Source organism: Streptomyces sirii (genome assembly GCF_045690365.1).
Taxonomy (GTDB): Bacteria; Actinomycetota; Actinomycetes; order Streptomycetales; family Streptomycetaceae; genus Streptomyces; species Streptomyces sirii.
In genome coordinates this window covers 4,269,159-4,283,493 of sequence record NZ_CP147982.1, presented here as the reverse complement: position 1 = coordinate 4,283,493, position 14,335 = coordinate 4,269,159, and the positions used below count along the sequence as shown (strand labels likewise).

The 14,335-nt window shown below is 69.3% G+C and carries 15 protein-coding genes; 8 read left to right on the top strand and 7 right to left on the bottom strand.

All coding sequences use genetic code 11. From position 1 onward, the window contains the following. Positions 1 to 144 precede the first annotated feature (144 nt). The 4 genes from mqnE (at position 145) to WAB15_RS19125 (ending at position 4,155) form a co-directional block, all read left to right on the top strand. Entirely contained in the window at positions 145 to 1,308 is a 1,164-nt protein-coding gene (gene mqnE, locus WAB15_RS19140) for an aminofutalosine synthase MqnE (protein WP_399146735.1), read from the top strand. 44 nt (positions 1,309 to 1,352) lie between these two features. Beyond that, a complete protein-coding gene (locus WAB15_RS19135) occupies positions 1,353 to 1,877 on the top strand; it encodes a GNAT family N-acetyltransferase (protein ID WP_399146465.1) in 525 nt (174 codons plus the stop codon). Positions 1,878 to 1,984: 107 nt separating this feature from the next. Next, positions 1,985 to 2,275: a DUF4229 domain-containing protein gene (locus tag WAB15_RS19130; RefSeq protein ID WP_399146466.1), complete on the top strand. Its 291-nt coding sequence runs from the start codon at positions 1,985 to 1,987 to the stop codon at positions 2,273 to 2,275. Between the two features lie 518 nt (positions 2,276 to 2,793). Then, positions 2,794 to 4,155: a dicarboxylate/amino acid:cation symporter gene (locus WAB15_RS19125; RefSeq protein ID WP_399146467.1), complete on the top strand. Its 1,362-nt coding sequence runs from the start codon at positions 2,794 to 2,796 to the stop codon at positions 4,153 to 4,155. A gap of 95 nt (positions 4,156 to 4,250) precedes the next feature. On the opposite strand, the gene WAB15_RS19120 is transcribed toward WAB15_RS19125, so the two are convergent. Beyond that, positions 4,251 to 5,126: an alpha/beta fold hydrolase gene (locus WAB15_RS19120; protein ID WP_407286980.1), complete on the bottom strand. Its 876-nt coding sequence runs from the start codon at positions 5,124 to 5,126 to the stop codon at positions 4,251 to 4,253. A 145-nt stretch (positions 5,127 to 5,271) separates the two neighbouring features. Here WAB15_RS19120 and WAB15_RS19115 point away from each other — a divergent pair, with 145 nt between their 5' ends. Beyond that, a complete protein-coding gene (locus WAB15_RS19115) occupies positions 5,272 to 6,012 on the top strand; it encodes a TetR/AcrR family transcriptional regulator (RefSeq protein WP_407286979.1) in 741 nt (246 codons plus the stop codon). 12 nt (positions 6,013 to 6,024) lie between these two features. Here WAB15_RS19115 and WAB15_RS19110 read toward each other — a convergent pair whose 3' ends face one another. Next, the gene (locus WAB15_RS19110) at positions 6,025 to 6,435 is read right to left on the bottom strand and encodes a hypothetical protein (protein ID WP_407286978.1); all 411 of its coding nucleotides are present in this window, start codon (positions 6,433 to 6,435) and stop codon (positions 6,025 to 6,027) included. 393 nt (positions 6,436 to 6,828) lie between these two features. On the opposite strand from WAB15_RS19110, the gene WAB15_RS19105 reads away from it, so the two are divergent. Then, a complete protein-coding gene (locus WAB15_RS19105) occupies positions 6,829 to 8,685 on the top strand; it encodes an AMP-dependent synthetase/ligase (protein ID WP_407289252.1) in 1,857 nt (618 codons plus the stop codon). Positions 8,686 to 8,801: 116 nt separating this feature from the next. On the opposite strand, the gene WAB15_RS19100 is transcribed toward WAB15_RS19105, so the two are convergent. Next, positions 8,802 to 9,029, bottom strand: a complete 228-nt coding sequence (locus WAB15_RS19100) for a hypothetical protein (protein ID WP_399146471.1) — start codon at positions 9,027 to 9,029, stop codon at positions 8,802 to 8,804. Between the two features lie 117 nt (positions 9,030 to 9,146). Between WAB15_RS19100 and WAB15_RS19095 the strand changes: the two genes are divergently transcribed. Next, the gene (locus tag WAB15_RS19095; protein ID WP_407286977.1) at positions 9,147 to 10,001 is read left to right on the top strand and encodes a Scr1 family TA system antitoxin-like transcriptional regulator; all 855 of its coding nucleotides are present in this window, start codon (positions 9,147 to 9,149) and stop codon (positions 9,999 to 10,001) included. Further along, positions 9,979 to 10,194, top strand: a complete 216-nt coding sequence (locus WAB15_RS19090) for a DUF397 domain-containing protein (RefSeq protein WP_407286976.1) — start codon at positions 9,979 to 9,981, stop codon at positions 10,192 to 10,194. The genes WAB15_RS19095 and WAB15_RS19090 overlap by 23 nt, the downstream gene beginning before the upstream one ends. A 4-nt stretch (positions 10,195 to 10,198) precedes the next feature. Here the strand turns inward: WAB15_RS19090 and WAB15_RS19085 are convergent, their stop codons facing one another. The 4 genes from WAB15_RS19085 to WAB15_RS19070 all read right to left on the bottom strand — a co-directional run bounded on the left by WAB15_RS19085 (position 10,199) and on the right by WAB15_RS19070 (position 14,118). Continuing rightward, the gene (locus tag WAB15_RS19085) at positions 10,199 to 12,823 is read right to left on the bottom strand and encodes a hypothetical protein (RefSeq protein ID WP_407286975.1); all 2,625 of its coding nucleotides are present in this window, start codon (positions 12,821 to 12,823) and stop codon (positions 10,199 to 10,201) included. 156 nt (positions 12,824 to 12,979) lie between these two features. Continuing rightward, positions 12,980 to 13,291: a hypothetical protein gene (locus tag WAB15_RS19080; RefSeq protein ID WP_407286974.1), complete on the bottom strand. Its 312-nt coding sequence runs from the start codon at positions 13,289 to 13,291 to the stop codon at positions 12,980 to 12,982. A gap of 17 nt (positions 13,292 to 13,308) precedes the next feature. Continuing rightward, on the bottom strand, positions 13,309 to 13,446 hold the full coding sequence (locus WAB15_RS19075) for a hypothetical protein (protein ID WP_399146476.1): 138 nt from the start codon (positions 13,444 to 13,446) through the stop codon (positions 13,309 to 13,311). Positions 13,447 to 13,914: 468 nt separating this feature from the next. Beyond that, positions 13,915 to 14,118 (bottom strand): cold-shock protein, encoded by a 204-nt coding sequence (locus WAB15_RS19070; RefSeq protein ID WP_003984261.1) that lies wholly within the window; start codon positions 14,116 to 14,118, stop codon positions 13,915 to 13,917. Positions 14,119 to 14,335: the final 217 nt, after the last annotated feature.

Here is a 14,335-nt window from a genome sequence, read left to right as displayed (position 1 = left end):
CGGACGGGTGTGCCAAGGGGCCCCCGTCCGCTGTCATTACGGGGGAGTACGCTCGACGAAGCCCGTTTCCTGCACAGAAGCGGCACAGATTACGGCCGGCACAGATTACGGCAGAGACTGGGAGGCGACCCGATGGCTGCGTCGATGGATGCGGGCCTCAAGCGCGAGCTGGAGGCGAAGGTCCACGCCGGGGAGCGGCTGACCCGCGAGGACGGTATCGCCCTGTACGAGTCCGACGACCTGGCGTGGCTGGGTGGCCTGGCCCACGAGGTGCGCACGCGCAAGAACGGCGACGTCGTCCACTTCAACGTCAACCGCCACCTCAACATGACCAATGTGTGCACCGCGTCGTGCGCCTACTGCTCCTTCCAGCGCAAGCCGGGCGAGAAGGACGCGTACACGATGCGCATCGAGGAGGCCGTCCGCCTCGCCAAGGCGATGGAGAACGACAACCTCACCGAGCTGCACATCGTCAACGGGCTGCACCCCAATCTGCCGTGGCGGTACTACCCGCGGTCGCTGAGCGAGCTCAAGAAGGCCCTGCCGAACGTATCGCTGAAGGCCTTCACCGCCACCGAGATCCACCACTTCGAGACCATCTCGGGCCTGTCCGCCTCCGAGATCCTCGACGAGCTGATCGACGCCGGTCTGGAGTCGCTGACCGGCGGCGGCGCGGAGATCTTCGACTGGGAGATCCGGCAGCACATCGTCGACCACCGCACCCACTGGGAGGACTGGTCGCGCATCCACCGCCTCGCGCACGAGAAGGGTCTGAAGACCCCCTCGACCATGCTCTACGGGCACATCGAGGAGCCCCGCCACCGCGTCGACCACGTGCTGCGGCTGCGTGAACTCCAGGACGAGACCGGCGGCTTCCAGGTCTTCATCCCGCTGCGCTACCAGCACGACTTCGTGGACATGAAGGACGGCAAGGTCCGCAACCGCCTCCAGGCGCGGACGACCATGGCCACCGGCGCCGAGGCGCTCAAGGTCTTCGCCGTCTCCCGCCTGCTGTTCGACAACGTCCCGCACGTCAAGTGCTTCTGGGTGATGCACGGTCTGCAGACCACGCAGCTCGCCCTGCAGCACGGCGCCGACGACATGGACGGCTCGGTCGTCGAGTACAAGATCACCCACGACGCGGACAACTACGGCACGCCCAACAAGCTGACCCGTGAGGACCTGCTGGAGCTGATCCGCGACGCCGGCTTCCGCCCCGTCGAGCGCAACACCCGCTACGAGGCCATCCGCGAGTACCCGGGCCCGGACCCCGAGCGCCGCGAGTCGCCCCAGCCGATGCGCGTCTGAGCCGGCCGGAGCCCATTGTCGGAGGGCGGGGTTAGGGTCCGGGTATGAGCGTGCGCTTCGACCCGGACCCTTGCGTCACCCCCGAACTCCGCGACGGAATCTGCGCGTTGTGGGCCGAGGTCTCCAACGCCGACGGCGCCGTCGGCTTCGTCCCGCCGGTGACGGAGCAGGACGTCCGCCCCGAGCTGCTCGGGCATCTGACGGCCATGGCCGAGGGCCGGGCGCGCCTGGTGGTCGGGCGGGACGCGGACGACCGGGTCGTGGCGACGGCGTTCCTCACCCTCAACACCCACCGGCTGATGCGGCACTGGCTGTGGGTCTACACCGTCATGGTCCACCCCTCCCTCCAGGGCCGCGGCGCGGGCCGCCGGCTGATGACCGCCGTCGCCGAGACCGCCCGCGGTATCGACGGCATATCCGGCATCCGGCTCACCTGCCGCGGCGGCACGGGCCTCAGTCGCTTCTACGAGGCCTGCGGCTACAAGGAGGTCGGACGGGTGCCCGGCGCGATCAAGGTCGCCGACGACGACTTCCGCGACGACGTCACGATGTGGCTGGAGCTGGGCTGACCAGGGCGCCGGGCCGGCCCCGGGCGGGGGCCCGGAAGATCGCCGGTGGCGCTGTGCTTGACTGGAAGAAGAACCTTTCGGTTGCCGTTGAGAAGAAGGTCCCGTCCGTGAGTAGCCCCAAGTTCGCCACGCTCCGCTACACCGCCCTTCGCATCGGCCTGTTCGTCGCCTGCTTCGCGGTGGTGTGGGCGCTGGCCTACTTGCACGTCATCCCGCTCGCCGTGGGCGCGGCCAACACCGTGTGGATGCTGCTGCTCGCCATCGTGATCTCCGCGCCGCTCAGCTTCGTGCTGCTGCGCAAGCAGCGGGACGCGATGTCCGAGCAGATCGTCGCCAAGGTCGACCGGCAGCGCGAGCGGCTCGCGGCCAGTGCCGGCCAGGAGGACGGCCTGCTCTAGCGGCCGCCCGCGTGGCACACGTCTTCCGCGTGGCACGCACCTTCCGCGTGGTACAGACCTTTCTGTAAGACGCCTCACAGTCGGCGCGCACCCCGCCGGCGCAGTTCACGACACCTTCCAGGCACCCGTCGCCGTGGGCATCGCTCCACGGCCGGGCGCCTGCCGCGTTGTTGACGGATTTCCGGCTGCCGCCGCGCTCCTCGGTGGACGGCCTCGACGCCCTCGGGCCGCTCCGCCCCCACCCTCCAGCGCCGCCGGAGCTCAAAGATTTTCTTTGGGTCTCTCAAAGTTCAAGTGTTAACGTACGTGACATGAAGACCGCAGCCGCGCCCCCGTCACCCATGAGCGTTCCGCTCGTGGCGCGCCTGCACGTCGATCTTTGCCGCTGTATGTCCGCGGCCTGTTGCCGCCGCTGACCGACCTCGTCCAGCGGCCGGAGATCCCGTCTGAAGCACGGACCTCCTGGCGCTCTTTTCTGCCGTTTCCCCACGTCTTCACCTGTCCCCGGAGTGTGTCCGTTGTCCACGTCTGCCGAGACCTCCAAGTCCGCACAGACCCCCAAGTCCTCCCGAATACCCAAGGTCCCGTTCTGGGCCCAGATCCTCGCCGGCCTCGCCCTGGGCGTGCTGCTCGGCGGGATAGCCAAGAGCGGTGACATCGGCTGGCTGACCTCCACGCTGGCGCACATCGGCGACCTCTTCGTCCAGCTGCTGAAGCTGGCCGTCGCCCCGCTGGTCTTCTTCGCGATCCTGGTGTCGATCACCAACCTGCGGCAGGTCAACAACGCCGCCCGGCTCGCCTCCCGCACCCTGCTGTGGTTCATGGCCACCTCGCTGATCGCCGTCGCGATCGGCCTGGCGATCGGCCTGCTCACCAACCCCGGCGCGGGCACCGGCCTGACCCCCAAGGACGGCAAGCTCCCCGAGCACGCCGGCTCCTGGATCGACTTCCTGACCGGCATCGTCCCCACCGACATCATCACGCCGTTCACCGAGCTCAACGTCCTGCAGATCGTCTTCATGGCGGCCGTCGCCGGTATCGCGGCGCTGCAGCTCGGCGAGAAGGCCGAGCCGGTCCTCAAGGTCAGCCGCTCGTTCCTGGAGCTGCTCCAGAAGGCCCTGTGGTGGGTCATCCGGCTCGCCCCGATCGGCACCGTCGGCCTGATCGGCAACGCCATCGCGACGTACGGCTGGAACCTGATCGGCAAGTACGCGACCTTCACCGTCGACATCTACGTCGGCTGCGCCCTGGTGCTCTTCGGCGTCTACCCGCTGCTGCTGTCGACCGTCGCCAAGGTCAACCCGCTGCAGTTCTTCCGCGGCGCCTGGCCCGCCATCCAGCTGGCCTTCGTCTCCCGCTCGTCGGTCGGCACCATGCCGGTCACCCAGAAGGTCACCGAGCGCCTCGGCGTGCCGCGTGAGTACGCCTCCTTCGCGGTGCCGTTCGGCTCGACGACCAAGATGGACGGCTGCGCCTCGATCTACCCGGCGATCGCCGCGATCTTCATCGCGCAGATCTTCGACATCCCTCTCGGCATCGGCGACTACCTCCTGATCGCGTTCGTCTCGGTCATCGGTTCCGCCGCCACCGCGGGTCTGACCGGCGCCACGGTCATGCTGACCCTGACCCTCTCCACCCTGGGCCTGCCCCTGGAGGGCGTCGGCCTGCTGATGGCCATCGACCCGATCCTGGACATGATGCGCACGGCCACGAACGTTGCCGGTCAAGCGCTGATCCCGATCCTGGTCGCCGCCAAGGAGAAGATCCTGGACCGCGAGGCGTACGCCGCGGCCACCAGCATCCGCATCGGCGACAGCGGCGCGACCGCGACCGTCGAGCCGGAGCCCGCGGCCGTCCCCGCCGCGGCCGCCGCGAGCTGACCCCCGGCACATACCGAACGGCGCCCCCGCAGCCAGTGCACACCGGCTGCGGGGGCGCCGTTCGTATGGCCGGGCGCCGGGCGCCGGGCGGCGGGTCAGCGGACCGCCGCCGTGTGCGACAGGATCGCGTCGGCCAGTGGGGTGTGTACGGCCGGCGGCAGCGCGTGCCCCATGCCCGGGATCTCGACCACGTGTGCGCCGTTGACGCACTGGGCGAGGTGCTGGGGGTGCGGTAGCGGGAAGACCGGCTCCGCCGGCCCGGAGAGCACGAGGACCGGTACGCGGTTGGCGGCGAGTTGTTCCGTGCGCAGCATCCCGGAGTCGTCCGCGCGGGCGTGTGCGGTGCTCACCCGGTGGTGCCCCGTGTGCGCGATGACGCCCTGTTCCAGGGAGCGGAAGAAGCCCGCGTCGAAGGGGAGTTGGTCACCGGCGAGTACCCGCCAGTGTTCGAGCCGGCGCCGCACCTCCGCCTCCGGGCCGTGATCCTCCATCGGACGGGCCCACAGCTCCAGGACCTCGGGCGCGATACCAGGGAGTTCGCCGACCGGGACGGTGCTGCCGTCGGGGCGGGTGTAGGAGGTGGTGCTGAGGGCACAGGTGCCGAAGAGAGTGGCGCTGAGTACTCGGTCGGGGTGGTCGGCGAGCAGCATCTGGGCCAGCATGCCGCCCAATGACATGCCGACGATGTGTGCCCGCTCGATGCCCAGCCCGTCCAGGACCGCGATCGCGTCTTCGGCGAGGTCCGCGATCCGGTAGGGGCGCTCCTCGAACGGCCAGGTGGAGCGGCCGGTGTCGCGGTGGTCGTAACGGATGACCCGGTGGTGCGGGGCCAGCGACTCGACCAGTGGATCCGGCCAGCCGACCCCGGTGGCCTGGGCGCCCATGATCAGCAGCAACGGGGCTGCGTCGGCGGCGCCGCGCTGCTCGGTCCACAGCCGGATGCCGGGGGCGGCGTCGATGAACTGCTGCACGGTCTGTCCTCCAGGGGAGAGGTGTAGGGGCGCACGGCCACCAGGGCAGCGTGACGAGACGTATCGTCTCGTTTGGCGGGGATTCTGTCAAGGAGCCAGGGGCGGGAGGCGAAGATCGTAAAATTACTCGTCAGTAACGGGGGGGATGGAGGGACTTCCAGGGGTGGGAGCTGTGAAGAGCAAGCGGGTGCCACGTGCGATCCGGGAGCAGCAGATGCTCGACGCCGCGGTGCTGACGTTCGCGCGGCGCGGTTACCGGACTGCTTCGATGGACGAGATCGCCGAGCTGGCCGGAGTCTCCAAGCCGCTGGTCTATCTCTACCTGAATTCGAAGGAAGAGCTGTTCAGCGCGGTGATCCGGCGGGAGGCCGCGGCGCTGGTGGCGGCCGTGACGGCGGCCGTCGAGCCGGCGGCGACGGCCGACCGCCAGCTGTGGAGCGGCCTGCAGGGCTTCTTCGCGCACACCGCCGAGAACCCGGAAGGCTGGGCCGTACTGCACCACCAGGCCCGGACGCACGGCGAGCCGTTCGCCCGCGAAGTCGCCGCGCTGCGGGCGGACATCGTCGCCTTCGTCACGGAGGTCATCGGTATGGCCGCCAAGGAGGCGGGGTGCGTCGGCGAACTGGCCGACCGCGAGGTGGCGGGCCTGGCGCACGCCCTGGTGGGCGCGGCCGAGTCGCTCGCCGAATGGGCCAACGCCCGTACGGACGAAGGGCCTTCGGGGGAGCGGGAGCATCCGACGGCGAGGGACGCCGCGGCCACGATGATGAATTTCGCCTGGGCGGGCCTCGGCAGCCTGATGGGCGGGCAGCGCTGGACGCCGGGCGGACTCGCCGGTCGCGAGGGCCGCTCGGCGCCCATGGGTGAGCGGGAGGGCACCCGCTAGAGCGGACGCGATCTAGCGCCGGTCGCCCCGCTGGCCGGTGGTGAGCAGTCCGCCGCCACCGGCCAGTGCGGCGGCCGCTCCGCTGCCGCCGACTATCAGGGCCGCGTCGGTCCCCCGCTGCGTGGCGCTGTCGGCACCGGCCCCGCGGGCGGCGGTCGCGCCGCAGGCGGGTCCGGGGGCGGTGGGCTTGCGGTGCAGGACGCCCGCCGCCCGCCGCCCGCCGCGCTTCGCCGGGCGCTCGGACCCCTTCTCCTCCGGCTCCTCCTCCACCTCCGGCGGCTTGCGCTCCTCCTCCGGCTGCTTGCCGAGGTAGGAGATCTGGGCCTGCACGCCCTTGGGGTGCGAACCCCCTCCGACGGCGAACGCGCCGACCGGGACCGTCGCCGCCCCGGAGAGGATCACCGCGACGACGTCCCCGCCCACCCGGCCGGAAGGACCAGGTCACGCCCCTTCGGGCCGGGCCTGAAGTCCCGGACTTTGCGCCCGGGGCATTGGCCCGCTCCCGCTCCTCGCGTAAATTTACTGCGAAGTAAGGTTACTGGCGCGTCAGGAGCATGGGGGGCAACTCCACGGCGCTGTCAGGCAGTTGGGCCGCATCTGCCGCCTTCCCAGGGCGGTCGGCGCGCGTCCTTCACCGCACTCCGCAGGAACCACATCGCACTCCGCACGAGAACCGAGGAGCCGCTTGTGTCCCACCAGGAAAGTGCACCCGCCGGAACGGCCGAGACCCCCCGACGCGCCCCCGGAACCACTCCCCGAACGAACCCGGGAAGGAACACGGGAAAACCCCCCGTCCCCACCCCCGCCGAGCCCCGGATAACCCTCCACAACGGCGAAGTCCGCGAGGTCTACGTCCCCCCGCTCGTCCCGCCCGTGGACCGCGGCTCACTCGGCGACCTGCCCTTCGTCAACGCCGCCGAGGCCCCCACCGACATCGCCCTCGCCCGCAAGCAGCCCAGCGGCACCTGGCGCGACATCACCACCGCCGAATTCGCCGCCGAGGTGCGCGCCGTCGCCAAGGGGCTGATCGCCTACGGCCTGCGCCCCGGCGACCGCCTGGCGATCATGGCCCGTACGACCTACGAGTGGACGCTGATCGACTTCGCCGTCTGGGCCGCCGGCCTGGTGACCGTCCCCCTCTACCCCACCTCCTCCGCCCACCAGGCGCAGTGGATCCTGCGCGACTCCGGCGCCCGCGCCTGCGTCGTCGAGAACGTCGAGGACACCCGTCTGATCAGCGGTATCCGCACCGAACTCCCCGCCCTCGACCACCTGTGGCAGTTCAACACCGGCGCCGTCTCCCAGCTCGTCTCCGCGGGCCGCGACCTCCCGGACGAGGCGGTGGACGAGCGTCGCGCCGCCACCGGCCCGTACGCCCTCGCCACCCTCATCTACACCTCGGGCACCACCGGCCGCCCCAAGGGCTGCGCCCTCACCCACGCCAACTTCTTCGCCGAGGTCGACAACGCCGTCGAACTCCTCCACCCCGTCTTCAAGTCGGTGAGCGCGGAGCCCGCCTCCACCCTCCTGTTCCTGCCCCTCTCCCACGTCTTCGGCCGGATGGTCGCCGTCGGCTGCCTGCGCGCCCGCGTCCGCCTCGGCCACGCCCCCAGCATCCAGACCGACGACCTGTTGGCCGATCTGGCGGCCTTCCGGCCCACGTTCCTGCTCGCCATCCCCTACGTCCTGGAGAAGGTCTACAACACCGGCCGGGCCACCGCCGAGAAGATGGGACGCGCCTCCTCCTTCGACCGCGCGGCTCGCGTCGCCCGCTCCTACGGCGAGGCCGTCGAGGCCGTCGAGCACGGGGAGGGCCCGGGCCCCGGCGTCGCCCTCAAGGCCGCCCGCAAGCTCTACGACCCCCTGGTCTACCGCCGCATCCGCGCCGCCCTGGGCGGCAAGGTCCGCTATGTCATCTGCGGCGGGTCGCCCCTCGGTCACCGCCTGGCGGCCTTCTACGCCGGCGCCGGCATCGAGGTCTTCGAGGGCTACGGCCTGACGGAGACGACGGCCGCCGCGACCGTCACCCCACCCCTGCGCCCCCGCATCGGCACGGTCGGCTGGCCCCTGCCCGGCACGGCCGTACGCATCGCCGACGACGGCGAGATCCTGCTGTACGGCGGCCATGTCTTCGCCGGCTACTGGGACCCGGCCCTCGGCGCGGCCCGCCCCGCGACCGACCTGCAGGGCTGGCTGCCCACCGGCGACCTCGGAGCCCTGGACGCGGCCGGCTATCTGACGATCACCGGCCGCAAGAAGGAGATCATCGTGACGACCGGGGGCAAGAACGTCGCCCCGGCGCCCCTGGAGGACCGCCTCCGCTCCCACCCCCTGATCGGCCAGTGCATGGTCGTCGGCGACAACCGCCCGTACATCACCGCGTTGATCACGCTGGAGCCCGACGGCCTGGCCCACTGGCGCCAGATGCACAAGAAGCGGGATGTGCCGCTGGCGGCGCTGGTCCGCGACGAGCGGCTGCTCGCCGATCTCCAGCGCGCCGTCGACGACGCGAACGAACTGGTCTCCCGCGCCGAGTCCATCCGCCGCTTCGCCGTCCTCCCCGCGGACTTCACCCCGGAATCCGGGCATCTGACCCCTTCGCTCAAGCTCCGGCGTACCGCCGTGACCCGCGACTTCGCCAAAGACATAGCGGCGCTTTACGAAACGAGGTGACAACGGAAGCGCATCTGCTCTGGAGCGAAAGCCCTCGGCGCGTCAAACTGGAACCCCGTGTCACCTCTGTGGGGGAGGTGGCACGGGGCCTTTTTGCCTGCCACTTTTCCGGCCCCTCACCCCGCGGCCGCCTTGCGGAGCGCTTCGGTGAGCTTGCGCGCCGTGGCCGTATTGCAGTTACCGAGCGCGACCAGCGCCGGCAGGTAGGTACCGGCGAGCGACGGCAGCTCCACGCCGAGCGACGGCAGCGTGATCCCGTTGTCGCTGAGCGCGGCACGAAGCCGCTCGGTGCAGCTGTGTACGTCGAGTCCGTGGGTGTCGTCTTCGTGGAGGTGAGCGGCCATGGTGCGTACGCCTTCCTGTGCGCTTGGTGACGAAGTGCTCACAGCGTGACGTGACTCGGCGTAGCGTGGAAGACGATCGGGTTGCGCAGCGCAACTTGCGGACAGCGGTGGTGAGTTATGCCTCCTCGTAAAGACCCCGATGGCTCGGCGAGCGTTCCGGCCTTTTACGGCGCCGAGTTGCGCTACCAGCGCGAGGCGGCGGGCCTGACGCTCGAACAGCTCGCGGAGGGCAGCTTCCGCGGCATCTCCTTCCTGAGTCAGATCGAACGCGGCGAGCGCCGCATGCCGGAGGATCTGGCCCGCCACGTCGACGAGAAGCTGAAGACGGACGGGTTTTTCGCGCGGCGGTGTGAAGATGCGCGCAAGGCGCGGAGTGCTGGGCATCCGGCGTACTACGCGGATATGCCGGACCTGGAGAGAAGCGCGGCGACGATCGAGGACTGGGCGCCGATGCTCATCCCTGGGCTCTTCCAGACCGAGGCGTACATGTACAGGCTGGTAGAGGTCAGTACACCGTGGAGGCCGCGCGCCGAGGTCGAGAAGATGGTCCGGGCGAGGCTGAAGCGGGCGGAGTTCTGGGAACGCGATGGCCGCGCGACGTACTGGGGGATTCTGCACGAGCAGCTGATCCGTAGGCCGATGCTCCCACCGCTGCAGATGGCGGAGCAGTTGGAGCACATCGCTGAGGTGATCCGGTCCTCGCGCAGTGTTCTGCAGATCGTTCCGGAAACGACCTATGGGCACCCACTGATGATGGGACTGGTCAAGATCGCGACCTTCTCGGACGCACCGCCGGTGATCTGGACCGAAGGGGCGTACAGCGGCGAACTCATCGACTATCCGCCGCTCGTGGCCAAGTACCGGAAGGCCTACGATCTGCTCAGGGCCGTCGCGATGCCGCCGGAGGCGACCCTGGCACTCATCGAGGAAGCGGCGAGGGGCTACAGAGATGAAGCGCAGCAGCAGGATTGACCTCGGTCCCGCCAACTGGCGTAAGAGCAGCTACAGCAACGACGACGGTGCCGACTGCGTCGAGGTAGCCGACAACATCCCCGGCCTCGTCCCCGTACGCGACTCCAAGAACCCCGAGGGCGGGGCCCTCATCCTCCCCGCCGGCGCCTGGCACCACTTCATCACGGCCGTGAAAGCCGACTCGCTCCGCTAGCGCGTCACACCGGCAGGAGCCGCCTTCCGTGCGGTGGTGTGGGGACGCGCCGCGTCAGCTGCGGAACGTCTTCCAGGGCCTGGCGGAACGGCCGGTGGTCCTCGACTTCTCGTTCCAGCCAGTCGTCGAGGGTCTGCCAGGCCGCCGCGTATCCCGTGGACAGCAGGCGGACCGTCCGCGCGTTCAACCGGGCGACGCCGTCCGCGGCGGCCTCTCGCAGCACCCTCTGGCCCTCGTCGCTGAGCGAGTGGGCGTCTTCCGCGTCCACGTCGCGCTTCAGGTCCGAGAGCGTCTGATGAATCTTCTCCGCATCCGGGAGACCGTTCGGCGACATGGCCTCAACCTGTGCCAGCGGGGGCGGGAAGTCCGGTGAAGAGGCGGAAGCCGACGGGCAGTTGGTCTGGATGTAGCGGATGAGGCTCACCCGGTCCTGCCACTTGCGAATGTTCGCGTCGGCGGAGATCTGCCGTATGGACTTCCAGATCTTTCGCTCGATGCGAAGCCATTCCGTCGCACACTGAATGTCGACCCCGTGTGTCTCGCTCCGTCGGGTCCAGACCTCCTGCATCACCTTGGCGATTTCCTCAAGGAGTCGGTAGTCGTACTCCCTGAGCTGTTCGTCGGACCGCATGCTGGGAGAGAACGGCTGGAGGGCCTCCGCGCTCGGGTACGCGGTCCGCACGAAATTCCTGAAGAGGTCCTCCTCGCGGAGCAGGGCCAGATCGGGGTCCTCCTCGACCATCCATGACCGCTCCACCACCGCGAAGCTCCCACGCGTGGACAGCACCGCGCACTCCAGTTGTTCCACGGCGAGTCGGGCGAGGTCTTGCTGGTAGCCGTGGTTGCGGCGGTTGGCGTGCATGGCGACGGCGTAGACGCATGCCGCGTTGTAGAGGGTGAGCCAGTCACGACGCGACCGTCTTCCCGGTACACGGGCAAGGAGGCTGCGGAGGGTTTCGGGCTTCAGGTCGGTCCAGCTCATTTCCTTGCGGGGGCGTCGCCGGGCGTAGGGCTCTCGCCATTTCTGGGGCGCCGCGATCTTCCCGTACTGCCAGCTGGCCCAGGCCAGGCGCAGCGGTGCCCATACCTCCCGGTTGACCCGGAAGGCGCCGCGGGTGACGGGCTGCTGCGGGCCACGCACGCTTTGGTAATAGGCGGCAGGCCAGATACATCGTACGAAGCTCCACAGCGAGGCCGGCCAGTAGAGCCAGACCCGGGCCCAGGCGTCATCCGCGGCGAGGCGATGCGTCTCCTGCAGGGCGGCTCGCTGGAACACCAGTCGGACCTCTTTTTCGTCCGCGCTCTTCCGCAGAGTGCGCCTCAGTGATTGCCGGCCCAATTCCTCCCGCTCTTTCGGGTCTTGGGGGGCTTTGGGGGAGTCCAGGGCGACGGCGGTCGGCCAGTAGCGATCCACGAGGAGGGGAATCAACTGCTCATGTGTGGAGGCGCCGGTGGTTCCCTTTCGTCGGCACCACTGTCGGGCCGTCGCCTCGGACGTGCCGAGGATGATGGAGTTGCGATAGCGCAGGCCGAGGAGGTCGCGGTACAGGCGCGGGTGCCGGAAATAGCGGAACTCGCTCCGGCGGAGTTTCTTCAGCCACAGCCGTTCGCGGTATGCGCGGGCATCCTGCCCGTCGAGAGTGAGTGCCCGCTGGCAGGTGTCCAGTGCATCGATGTGCAGTCCCATCTTCTCCTGGGTCTCGGCCAGTTCGGCCCGCAGATAGGAGTTCGTGGGGTCGAGCCGTATCGCGGTGAAGTACTGCTCCAGGGCCTCGTGGTGGCGTCCCGCACGGCTCAGCTCGTTCGCCTCCTGGTATGCCTCGTAGAGCTCGGGCTTGATCTCCCGGCCCCACCATTGGCGCCAGGGCGGCAGCCTTCCGGCGCGGGTCACCGGCAACAGCGTGCTGACGACCCAGTTGCCCGCTTGGCGAATGACGTCGTCCCAGTCGCTGCCCCATACGCTCGCCGCGCGCGAGCCGCCGAAGAGGAATGCGGTGACGGTGACCGTCATGCCGTACTGATCCGGGCCGGTGTCGCGGAACTGGAGGAGTCCGCCGACCCGGTAGGCCAGCTTCGGGCGCAGCCGGCCGAGCAGTTTCGGCAGCGCGGCCCCCAGCTTGTCGGGGTCGATCTCGATGTCGCCGAGCAGTTCCAGGAAGGACTCGGCGGGTGCCTGTGCGGGGAGCGTGGCCGGTGGGTACATGCTGCTGTCGGACAGGCGTCGGCGCAGCTTGGCGGTGAGGTCGGCGTCGGACGGTTTGGGGGTGCCCTCCGGGGTGGCGTCCTCCAGCTGCTGCACGTCCACCGCCCCGGGTTTGTACGCCAGCCAGGCGCGCGTCGCCCTCCACAGCACGTACAGGAGCAGCAGCACACCCAGGAGGAACGCCAGTCGTGCGCCGATGGAGGCGCCCTTGCCGGCGCCCGGCTGGAAGACCGCTCCCAGTCCGCCGAAGACTTGCCCGAGGAATCCGAGGGGTCCGTCCCAGGCCCTGCGACCGGATCCCGCCGACGCCAGTGCGGCGATGAGTACGGCGAAGCCCGCCGCGCTCCACACCCACCACGCGAGGAAGCGCGGAGCGGGCAGTGGCGCCGTCAGACTGCGTTCGTTCTCGGCTCGGCCGTTGAACATGGCGGACTTCGGATCGTGCGGCGGTGCGGCACTCAAGCGCACCGGAGCCGTGCGGGCGAGGTGCGTCCCGCACCATCTACGTTACTCAGGAAGGCTGTTGTAGACACGGCAACTGTAGACGGGGCAACCAATCCACCCCGCTCGCATCAGGGGCCGCTAGCGCGGCGGTAACGCCACCGCCGTCTGCATCTCGCAGGTGTTGCACCAGAACGCCCAGCCGTTGGCGTCGACGGAGCGCGAACCGCACGCCAGGCACGGGTCGCCGACGAAGCTCGCGGCGACCCAGGCGCCGGCCGTCGCCGCCCGCCGTCCGGCGGCCGCGCATTCGTCGGCGTAGCAGGGGATGCAGACGCCGCCCTGGCGGCCGGGCAGCTTCATGGACCGTATGCCGCAGGTGGAACAGGGGAGTTTGCCGACGTACTGCGCGTCCAGGCCGACCGGCTTGCCGTTTCTGCTGAAGGCTGCCACGTCGCCTCCGCCTCCTCTTACGCCAGGACGGTTCCGGTGCCACCGCATCCGGAGCACTGCGTGATGACCTCGTCGCCGGTCGGCGTCTCCCAGACCACGGTGCCTCTGCCACCGCAATCGGGGCAGGGCTTCTGCGGGGGCAAGTGCTCGCTCATTCTGCCCACGGTAGGCCGCCCCATGTCCCGATGTGACCACTTTCCGTGATCGGTTCGATACGCGGGGGCGGGGGCGGTGGCGGTGGGTGGCCGGCCCGTGTGCGTTGGGGGGCGCGAGGGCGGGCTCGTCGCTGGGGCGCCGGACGGTTGGGGTGCCGGAGTCGCCGTAGCGCCGGAGTCCCGGAGTGAAGGGGCGTCGGCGGTAATTTTGGCGCGTTCCGGTTGTTTGGCGTTTTGTGTTTCCCGGTGCGCAATGGGGTGGGCGGGGAAATGTCATGTAGCTGCCATTTCCGTGCCGTGCGTGGCGCGGCAGGCGTAACGGCGAAGGCGGGTGCCGGGAGAGACAAAGGCCGCGGTGAACGGGAACGGCGGACAAAAGGCAGGAGCCCCGCTCGCCACCGGAGTGGCGGAGCGAGGCTCCTTAGGTACTACGTTGAAGCGACCTGGAAGAATTCCGGGCCGGGCAACTTAGACCGGCGTAACGTTCTCCGCCTGCGGACCCTTCGGGCCCTGCGTGACGTCGAAGTTCACCTGCTGGTTCTCCTCCAGGGAGCGGAAGCCAGAGGCGTTGATCGCCGAGTAGTGGACGAAGACATCCGGGCCGCCGCCGTCCTGGGCGATGAAGCCGAAGCCCTTTTCAGCGTTGAACCACTTGACGGTTCCGGTAGCCATAAGCCCTCCTTGGGCCAAAGGGTTGCCCTGCTCCAGAACCTGCAAACAAGTCTGAAAACTACAAAAGCCTGCGGGTCACATGCTCCGCAGGCTTTGTACTGCAAGGGAAACCAAACTGCAACTTGCGCTGAGCGTAGCATGGGGTCCTCGTGAGGCGGAAGAGCCAAAGATCACGTTTAACACTCAGCACTCATGTCCGTACGCGGCCCCGCCTCGT

Coding starts and splice junctions, on each gene's coding strand:
- WAB15_RS19075 (WP_399146476.1), bottom strand. CDS start 13,446: ATGAGCGAGCACTTGCCCCCGCAGAAGCCCTGCCCCGATTGCGGTGGC.
- WAB15_RS19070 (WP_003984261.1), bottom strand. CDS start 14,118: ATGGCTACCGGAACCGTCAAGTGGTTCAACGCTGAAAAGGGCTTCGGC.
- WAB15_RS19095 (WP_407286977.1), top strand. CDS start 9,147: ATGCCTCCTCGTAAAGACCCCGATGGCTCGGCGAGCGTTCCGGCCTTT.
- WAB15_RS19085 (WP_407286975.1), bottom strand. CDS start 12,823: ATGTTCAACGGCCGAGCCGAGAACGAACGCAGTCTGACGGCGCCACTG.
- WAB15_RS19115 (WP_407286979.1), top strand. CDS start 5,272: ATGGAGGGACTTCCAGGGGTGGGAGCTGTGAAGAGCAAGCGGGTGCCA.
- WAB15_RS19090 (WP_407286976.1), top strand. CDS start 9,979: ATGAAGCGCAGCAGCAGGATTGACCTCGGTCCCGCCAACTGGCGTAAG.
- mqnE (WP_399146735.1), top strand. CDS start 145: ATGGATGCGGGCCTCAAGCGCGAGCTGGAGGCGAAGGTCCACGCCGGG.
- WAB15_RS19100 (WP_399146471.1), bottom strand. CDS start 9,029: ATGGCCGCTCACCTCCACGAAGACGACACCCACGGACTCGACGTACAC.
- WAB15_RS19135 (WP_399146465.1), top strand. CDS start 1,353: ATGAGCGTGCGCTTCGACCCGGACCCTTGCGTCACCCCCGAACTCCGC.